Annotated in this window: 8 protein-coding genes; 4 read left to right on the forward strand and 4 right to left on the reverse strand. The window is 46.4% G+C overall.

Annotated elements, in window-relative coordinates; genetic code table 11:
- Window positions 1-521 precede the first annotated feature (521 nt).
- Complete coding sequence (locus RMO52_RS17120; RefSeq protein ID WP_309741943.1) at window positions 522-992, forward strand: hypothetical protein; 471 nt, start codon at window positions 522-524, stop codon at window positions 990-992.
- A 152-nt stretch (window positions 993-1,144) separates the two neighbouring features.
- On the opposite strand, the gene RMO52_RS17125 is transcribed toward RMO52_RS17120, so the two are convergent.
- A complete protein-coding gene (locus RMO52_RS17125; RefSeq protein ID WP_309741942.1) occupies window positions 1,145-1,582 on the reverse strand; it encodes a peroxiredoxin in 438 nt (145 codons plus the stop codon).
- A 335-nt stretch (window positions 1,583-1,917) separates the two neighbouring features.
- Here RMO52_RS17125 and tmk point away from each other — a divergent pair, with 335 nt between their 5' ends.
- The 3 genes from tmk to RMO52_RS17140 all read left to right on the forward strand — a co-directional run bounded on the left by tmk (window position 1,918) and on the right by RMO52_RS17140 (window position 5,144).
- Window positions 1,918-2,559, forward strand: coding sequence for a dTMP kinase (gene tmk / locus RMO52_RS17130; RefSeq protein ID WP_310416590.1), 642 nt, complete (start codon window positions 1,918-1,920; stop codon window positions 2,557-2,559).
- Window positions 2,560-2,745: 186 nt separating this feature from the next.
- Entirely contained in the window at window positions 2,746-3,705 is a 960-nt protein-coding gene (locus RMO52_RS17135) for an S-layer homology domain-containing protein (protein ID WP_310416594.1), read from the forward strand.
- Window positions 3,706-3,839: 134 nt separating this feature from the next.
- Window positions 3,840-5,144, forward strand: coding sequence for an MFS transporter (locus tag RMO52_RS17140; protein ID WP_310416598.1), 1,305 nt, complete (start codon window positions 3,840-3,842; stop codon window positions 5,142-5,144).
- 82 nt (window positions 5,145-5,226) lie between these two features.
- Here the strand turns inward: RMO52_RS17140 and RMO52_RS17145 are convergent, their stop codons facing one another.
- From RMO52_RS17145 to murB, 3 genes are all read right to left on the reverse strand, one after another.
- Window positions 5,227-6,273 (reverse strand): potassium channel protein, encoded by a 1,047-nt coding sequence (locus RMO52_RS17145; RefSeq protein WP_309742748.1) that lies wholly within the window; start codon window positions 6,271-6,273, stop codon window positions 5,227-5,229.
- A gap of 151 nt (window positions 6,274-6,424) precedes the next feature.
- Entirely contained in the window at window positions 6,425-6,766 is a 342-nt protein-coding gene (locus tag RMO52_RS17150) for a YbaB/EbfC family nucleoid-associated protein (RefSeq protein WP_309742746.1), read from the reverse strand.
- 331 nt (window positions 6,767-7,097) lie between these two features.
- Window positions 7,098-7,890 (reverse strand): UDP-N-acetylmuramate dehydrogenase (gene murB / locus RMO52_RS17155; protein ID WP_310416602.1); only part of this gene is annotated, 793 nt, incomplete at its 5' end.

Consider the following 7,890-nt stretch of genomic DNA (forward strand, 5'->3'; position numbering starts at 1 on the left):
TATTCCAGTCCCAATACAGATTGTAGGCAAGCTGCCGTAGGGGTTCGAGGGAGGCTGGTAGGGAAGGAGAAACGTTGAATGTACGAATCGGCTGCATCAATAAACTTCCTCGGCAATTATTTCCTCAATCTCCTATTGTCACGCACCTTGGTCGGTCAGGACAATTTTCTCCACAATATCTTTACAAGTTACCAAGTGCCGATAAGGGACTCGTTGGCGTAGCCGCGCCGAGAGGTAATCGAGCGAAATGGTTTAGTTTTTGTTGAAATAGAGAGACTCTATTTCAATTACTAATAATTCTATCGAGCGATAGTAACTCTGTCTGTCTAAATGGGTACAAATAAGGGAACGCAGTTGTCATCCTAATTTTGCGGATTTTGAGACAATCGGTTCTAAGACTTTTGTCATAGATCTGACTCCAGCCAATATGCGGAAGCTGAGTGAATCTTGCCGCTCGTGAAACTAAACCGATTAAGATAATTAGTATGCTAAGACACACATCTCTGAACGCCTCACACTGTATGAAAACCAGCCAATATTTGTCTGTCATCATGTTTGTCAGTGGGATCTGGAGCTTGTTAGATATCCAGTCTTCAGCGCAAGGTTTCAGTCTGAAGTTACCATTAGCTCACTCTGCTCGCCCATCTGCTCCGGTCTTAGCTCAGAATTCGGCTCCGACTCAAACTGGTGTTGAGGTCAGCAAAGACTTGAGGTTGAAAGAAATTTCTGTCACTCGAAATAGTTCGGACAAATCGCTGCTGACTGTCACTGGGACAATCGATAATCGCAGCGAACAAACTCACTATGTCTATTACATTGTGGCGAAGTTTATTTCCAAAGATATCTCGATTAAGCAAGCAATTATTCCGATCGATATCGATATCGCACCTGGTAAATCTAAGCCATTTACCCATGAAATTTCGATCGATAACACTAGTTCGATTTCACCTGAGAATGTTAAACCGATGGTAGTTAAATATGAGTATCGGTGACATACTCCCTTTTCGGTGACAAATTAGATATCTAATGTGGATAGTGAATAGTGAATAGTGGATAGTGAATAGTGGATAGTGGATGGTGCGTTACCCTACGGGATAACACACCTACTGTGGATGGTTGTTTTCTTGCTAATAGCTAGACGCCGTTAGTAACCTAAAGCGGCTAAGACATCATTAGCATGAGTCTCTGTCTTCACACTTGCATCGACGTGGGCGATCTTCCCGGTTTCATCGATCGCATAAGTTACCCGTTTAGCATAACCACCACCATCAACGTCATAAGCTGCAATTAAATCGCCTTTGACATCAGCTAACAACGGAAACGGTAAATCGAATTTTTTAGTAAAAGCTTGGTGCGCGGATTCATCATCTTTACTCACACCTAAGACAACAATGCCTTTTTCTTGATAAACTGTGTAGTTATCGCGAAAGCTACAGGCTTGTTTCGTACATCCAGGCGTATCATCTTTAGGATAAAAGTACATCACGACTTTCTTCCCAGCCAAACCAGCTAGAGTGACAGTATTTCCGTTAGTGTCTTTGACGTTAAAGTCTGGAGCTTTTGTGCCTACAGCCAGAGCCATGAGATAATTTTCCTGTTGATTGAAGATCTATACCACCGCTTACTGTATCCGGAATTCGCGAATTTTTCAAGCTAGCAGTGCCGCTGCACTCGCTAGTTAGGCTTTAGGTATTAGGGTTTAGGCTTTAGGGTTTAGGCTTTGGGTATTAGGGTTTAGCAATTTATTTACTACCGATCGAATATTCCGAGATGAGAATTTTACGAGAAAGTGGCAGACATAACGAGACATAGTAAGCAATCTGGCGGTAAGTAGAGTTTGAAGAGGAGAAATTCTCTGGACATCGTACCAGAAAAATTTACTAATTTACACACAATGTTTATCTAAATAGTATCCAAATGAGTGGCAAGTTTATCGTATTTGAAGGAGTCGAAGGAGCTGGCAAAACTACCCAGATTCAACAGACAGCAACTTGGCTCCAAACCCACTGCGGCAAAGATCGATCGGTAATCGTGACTCGCGAACCGGGTGGGACGAGCTTGGGCGGTCAGATTCGGCAACTGTTACTAGACGATCCGGACAGTTTGGTGAGCGATCGCACCGAACTACTATTATATGGAGCCGATCGCGCTCAGCACGTTGAATCGCTCATCAGACCCCAGCTCCAGCTTGGCAATATTGTCTTGTGCGATCGCTTTACCGATTCGACAATTGCCTATCAAGGCTACGGGCGAGGATTCGATCGCGCTGATATCGATCTAGTCAATCAAATTGCCACAGGTGGATTGCAAAGCGACCTGACATTGTGGCTAGATCTCGATGTTAGCATCGGTTTAAAACGAGTGGCGTTGAGGGGCAAACCCGATCGGATGGAGCAAGCTACTTTAGAATTTCACCAGCGAATTAGATCTGGGTATCAAGAGTTAGCAAATAGCTATGCAAATCGCATCGTCAGAATTGATGCCGATCGTCCAACAGTGGAAATCCAGACTGAGATTCAGTCGATATTAATGCAGATGAAAGGAATTGTTACTAGGTGATTAGGCGCTTAGTACTAAACACGCAATATTTTTGTAACTAAACTCAAATGATGCGATAATTCTAGCTAAAATCAAAGCTTGGCAATTTACTTAATCAGTACAAAATTGTCTACTCAATCGATCGGAAATGCCGCTTGGAATTTCCACCGATTCTAGCTCGGATCGCTCTATTATCTAGGCAAAACTATGACTAATTCACCTACTCCTACTCCCAATCCCAACCGTCGCCGCCGTTTGACCGCCGATGAATTAATTGCGATCGGCGTAGCTTTAGCCGGGATCGGGACTGTCTTCTTTTGGGGTTTGGGTCAAAAATACCAGCCGATGTTCCAAGCTGGCATCGATAGTTTGCGGACTGATAATCCCAGTCGCAATGGCTTATTAAATAATAATCCCCGCAGCGGGCAAGATCGACAGACGATCGAGAGTGTCGATCGAGATAGACAAGCAACAGTACCAAATCCTCCTGCCACAGCAGTCGTCCCGCCGATCGTCAAAACAGCAGAAGTGCCAGCCGAAACGCCTCCCGCTAAAGCAGTCGTCCCAGCGCTAGTACCTGTAGCACCAGTCACCAAAACCCCAGCATTTACCGACGTGCCCAAGCAATTTTGGGGCGCAACTTATATTACCGAGTTAAAAAAACGCGGTATTCTCGAAGATTTTGGCACGGGTAAATTCGACCCAAACAAAGAGCTAACCAGAGGCGACTATGCCAAAATGCTCGATCGGGCATTTGCTGACAAACCAGCTACCACAGCCACATCCAAATTCCAGGATATTCCGACTGACTACCCTCGCAAAGAAGCGATCGATAAATCGGTACAACGCGGCTTTATGACTGGTTATTCCCCGACTAAATTCTCCCCCAATCAACCGATTCCGCGCTACCAATTGCAGATCTCCTTGGCAAAAGGATTGCAGCTCGCACCACCCGCTGCCGCCAACGAAGTACTAACTAAATACCCAGATGTCCAGCAAATGCCAACCTACGCTCGCGACAAAATGGCAGCAGCAATTGCATCGGGATTAGTTATTAAAGACACTACCCCCAATCTCCTCAAGCCAGCTCAAAACGCCACCCGCGCTGATGCCGCTGCCTTGATCTATGAAGTACTAGTCAAAGAAGGCAAAATCAAACCGCAGTAGAGTGGGAGAGGGGAGTTGGGAGATGGTAGGTAAGATCGACATACTTGCTCTTACCCATTACTCATTACCTGTTCCCTTTTACCTCTTACTTCTACCCCTCTTCCAACTCCCAACTCCCAACTCCCAACTCCCCTATGAAACTCGACTCTCCCCAACAGAGGCTACGCCAACAGTTGCCGCGCCATGTATGGATTTTGAGTATTGCCAACCTGCTGAGTGAGATCGGCGCTGAGACGATTCGTTCGGTGTTGCCCATCTTTGTGCTGTTGACATTGCAGGGTGGCGCTTTAACCGTCGGGGAAATTGAAGGTGTTGCTGCTGCGACAGTGGCAATTATGCGGGTGTTTTCCGGGGGAATAAGTGATTATTTGGGGATGCAAAAGGGATTAGCCGTAATTGGCTACGGCATTTCGACGTTTGCGCGATCGATCTTGCCGATCGCGATCGATCCATTATGGATAATTGGCACCCAATTCGGCGATCGGTTCGGACAGGGAATTAGTGTCGCTCCCCGCAAAGCCCTAATGGCTGATATTACCTCTGAGGAAATGCGCGCACCAGCGTACCGATTGCGACAGTTATTGCTGACGAGCGGCGTTTGTCTCGGTTCGATTATTGCTGGCGCGATTTTACTTGTGTCCCAAAATAACTACCAGATGGTGTTTTCGAGTGCGATCGTTCCCAGTTGGATGGGCTTAGCACTATTTATGTTAGTGGTTAAACCCGTCCAAAAACAACAGAAATTATTGATGATGCCAGCCGAAATGACTGGTTTGCTCGCTGGTGGCGATGAATTTTATACTCGCGATGAATCCGCCGCAACAACTTCCCGTCACCACACCAAGCAGACATTAGGTTCGAGCTACAATCCGATTCATTTGCGAGATGTGCTAGAGCTAGGATGGGAATATTGGCTGCTGCTCACCGTTGCCATTTTCTTCAATCTTGGCAACTCTAGCGATGCGTTCCTATTGATGAAGTCGATCGAGATCGGGATTTCACCAGCCTTAGTGCCAGTAGGACTAGTAATTATGAATGTAGTGTTTGCACTAGCTTCCTATCCGATAAGCGCGATCGTCAATCGCGATCTCAAAGTTCGCTTACTATTGGTTAGCTTCTTGCTGCATGTCATCGTTTACTTCGGCTTGGCGGTGGTCTCTACAAATGTCCAGATTTGGTGTTTATTTGGCTTGTATGGTGTCCATTTAGCCATGATTCAAGGTTTGATGCTCGATCTAGTCGATCGGGCTGTGGAGCCATTTAGACGCGGAACAGCATTCAGCTTATTCAATCTGACGATCGGCGTGACACTACTGATTGCCAATCTAATTGCTGGCTGGTGCTGGCAAACGATCGGTTCTGGATTTACATTTACCGTTGGTGCCTTTTTTGCTTGTTTGGCTACTCTTATTCTGTTGATTGGCAGCGGGGAGGAATAGTGTTTTAGTGGATAGTGAATAGTGGATAGTGGATAGTGGATAGCTACCCAATTATCAATTATCAATTATCAATTAATTTAACTTAGCGTCGATCGGTTGCTGGTGCGAGCGGCTCTAAGATCTGATTTAAGACCCGTAATTGATCGGCGGTACCCATACAAATCAGCATGTCGCGGTCTAAAATCATCGTCTCACCAGTGGGGCCAACGATCAGATTACCGTCGCGCCGCCGGATGGCTAAAACTAGCGAACCAGATTGGGAGCGCAATCGGGCTTCGCGCAATGACAAACCAGCCACCGGACAAAGCTGCGCTTCGATCTCAAACTCCTCCATATAAAACGATCGATCGCTCGCCACGATCCCATCCATAAAATCCATTACCTGGGGGCGTAAAGCCGCTGCTGCCATCCGTTTGGCACCAGTGATGTAGGGTGAGATCACCTTATCTGCACCAGCCCGCTGGAGCTTCTGGACGGCTTCTTCGTTACTAGCGCGGGCGATTGCCCGAATATTGGGATTGAGAGTTTTGGCAGAGAGGATGATATAGAGATTTTCCGCATCAGATGGCAGTGCTGCAACTAGACAGTTGGCTTTTTCTACACCCATTTTTAGCAGCGTTTCATCGAGAGTCGCATCGGCTTGAATTGCGCTATAGCCCTCGGATTGAGCGATTTTAACTTGTTCGCTACTCGCATCAGCTATGACAAATGCCGTACCTTCGGCTGCAAATTCACTGGCAATTTGTCGCCCAATTCGTCCAAAGCCACAGATGATAAAGTGTTCGGCTAAAGATTCCACGAGTTTTTGTTGTTGTCTGAGTCTTCTACCTTCGATGAAATAGCCTTCGATGAGGGCTTCGGTAAAGCGGTTGACAATATAACCGATGGTAATTACCCCAGCCAAAATTAGGGCAATGGTAAAAATTCGACCGCGATCTCCCAGTGGTTGAGTCTCGCCATAGCCGACAGTGGTGAGCGTAATGATGGTCATGTAGACCGCATCCAACCAACGCCATTGCTCCACCAGCCAATACCATAGCGTTCCGGTAATAAATACTAGGGTGAGGGCAATACCACCCCGTTGCAAATCTTTTCTGATGCGACGGTATTTTTGCTCTACGGAGTCCATCAGCGCAGGTATGGAGATTAGATTGTTGGGAGTTTAGACATTTTTACTCCAGATTGGCGATCGCCATTCATCAAGACAATATGGATACTACTACACCACGTGACAGCAATATCCAGATTATCTCCAAGGTGCGATCGACTACCAGTCGAAACTACAATCCAGGAATATTTAGTCCGCTAGTGAGTAATTCCATCCGCTCGCGCATCGTAGCGGTGGACTTGTCATAGGCGTCCATCATGGCGTCGAGGACTAGTTGAGAGAGTTCTTCGGGACTCTTGCTAGCTGCATCCGCGCCGATACTAACTCTGCGGGGTTCTTGATTACCGCTCAAAGTGACACTAACGTCACCTGCTTGCCCTTCAATTTCCATCTGCTCCAATTCTTCTTGGAGCTTTTTGGCATCTTCTTGTACCTGCTGAGCTTTTTTGAAGGCATCGGCAAGTTCTTTCATTTTGCCGAGACCGAAACCGCCAAATCCTTGTCCTTTAGTCATAATCTTTTAGTTTTTAGTCAATTTAAACAATATCCCATCTTACTGGAGTCAGGGAATGCGGGGGTGAGGGTATCCGTAATTAGGCTTTAGGTTTTAGGCTTTGGGCTTTGGGCTTTAGGAATACCAACTATCGATCGCACTAACTATATCTTAGCCAATTAGAGTTTGGGAGTTAAGATGCTCGATAACCCGATTTAAGTAGGTTGGCATAATTATTTTAAATACCAGAATCAACCCTAACCTATGTGGCGGGCAGTGCCCACCCTACTGTAACTGAGAACTGAGATCCCTAATCCTCAATCCCTAGAGCCTAAAACCTAAAGCCTAATCCTTAAAATTCGCCGAGCATTTTAACTTCTGGTTCGAGTTCGATCGAGTATTTAGCTCTGACTTGGCTTTTAACGTAGTAGATCAACTCTAAAATTTCACTAGCCTTGGCATCTTTACGATTAATAATAAAATTAGCATGAAGGGTGGAGACTTCAGCATCGCCAATCCGGTGCCCCTTGAGTCCTAAGCCTTCAATTAAAGCCGCTGCATAGAGCGGGGTAGGATTGCGGAAAACGCTGCCACAGCTAGGTCTGTCGTATGGTTGTTTGCTATGACGCTTTTCTAAATCCCGGAACGTACGTGATTTGATATCTTCGGCATCGCCAGTTGCGAGCAACTGAAAGGTCGCACTCAGTACGATCCGCGAGTCTTGTTGTAAAATCGATGTCCGATAGCTGTAGTCTAAATCTTGATTGGTGAGTGTCTCGATCGAGCCGTCGAGATTCAACACTTCGGTACTTACTAAAATCTCTTGGGTGCTGTGTCCGTGTGCGCCAGCATTCATCACCACAGCACCGCCTACAGTGCCCGGTATCCCCGCTGCCCACTCCATTCCACCCCAACCTTTACGAGCTGCTTGCCAAGCTAGGCTGGCGACCATTTTACCCGCATCTGCTTGAATCGAGTGATTTTCCCCGTCCACTTGGGTATTCACATAGCGCAGATGACGGGTGCAAATTACCAAGCCAGCCAAACCTTTGTCGCTGATGAGTAAATTTGAGCCAGCACCGATAATTGTAATTGGGAGCTTATTTAGTTGCGCCCAAGCTAGACCACTTTGCGTCTGGGCGAGG

This window comes from Chamaesiphon sp. OTE_8_metabat_110, assembly GCF_031382685.1.
GTDB lineage: Bacteria > Cyanobacteriota > Cyanobacteriia > Cyanobacteriales > Chamaesiphonaceae > Chamaesiphon.

Coding starts and splice junctions, on each gene's coding strand:
- RMO52_RS17120 (WP_309741943.1), top strand. CDS start 522: ATGAAAACCAGCCAATATTTGTCTGTCATCATGTTTGTCAGTGGGATC.
- RMO52_RS17125 (WP_309741942.1), bottom strand. CDS start 1,582: ATGGCTCTGGCTGTAGGCACAAAAGCTCCAGACTTTAACGTCAAAGAC.
- tmk (WP_310416590.1), top strand. CDS start 1,918: ATGAGTGGCAAGTTTATCGTATTTGAAGGAGTCGAAGGAGCTGGCAAA.
- RMO52_RS17135 (WP_310416594.1), top strand. CDS start 2,746: ATGACTAATTCACCTACTCCTACTCCCAATCCCAACCGTCGCCGCCGT.
- RMO52_RS17140 (WP_310416598.1), top strand. CDS start 3,840: ATGAAACTCGACTCTCCCCAACAGAGGCTACGCCAACAGTTGCCGCGC.
- RMO52_RS17145 (WP_309742748.1), bottom strand. CDS start 6,273: ATGGACTCCGTAGAGCAAAAATACCGTCGCATCAGAAAAGATTTGCAA.
- RMO52_RS17150 (WP_309742746.1), bottom strand. CDS start 6,766: ATGACTAAAGGACAAGGATTTGGCGGTTTCGGTCTCGGCAAAATGAAA.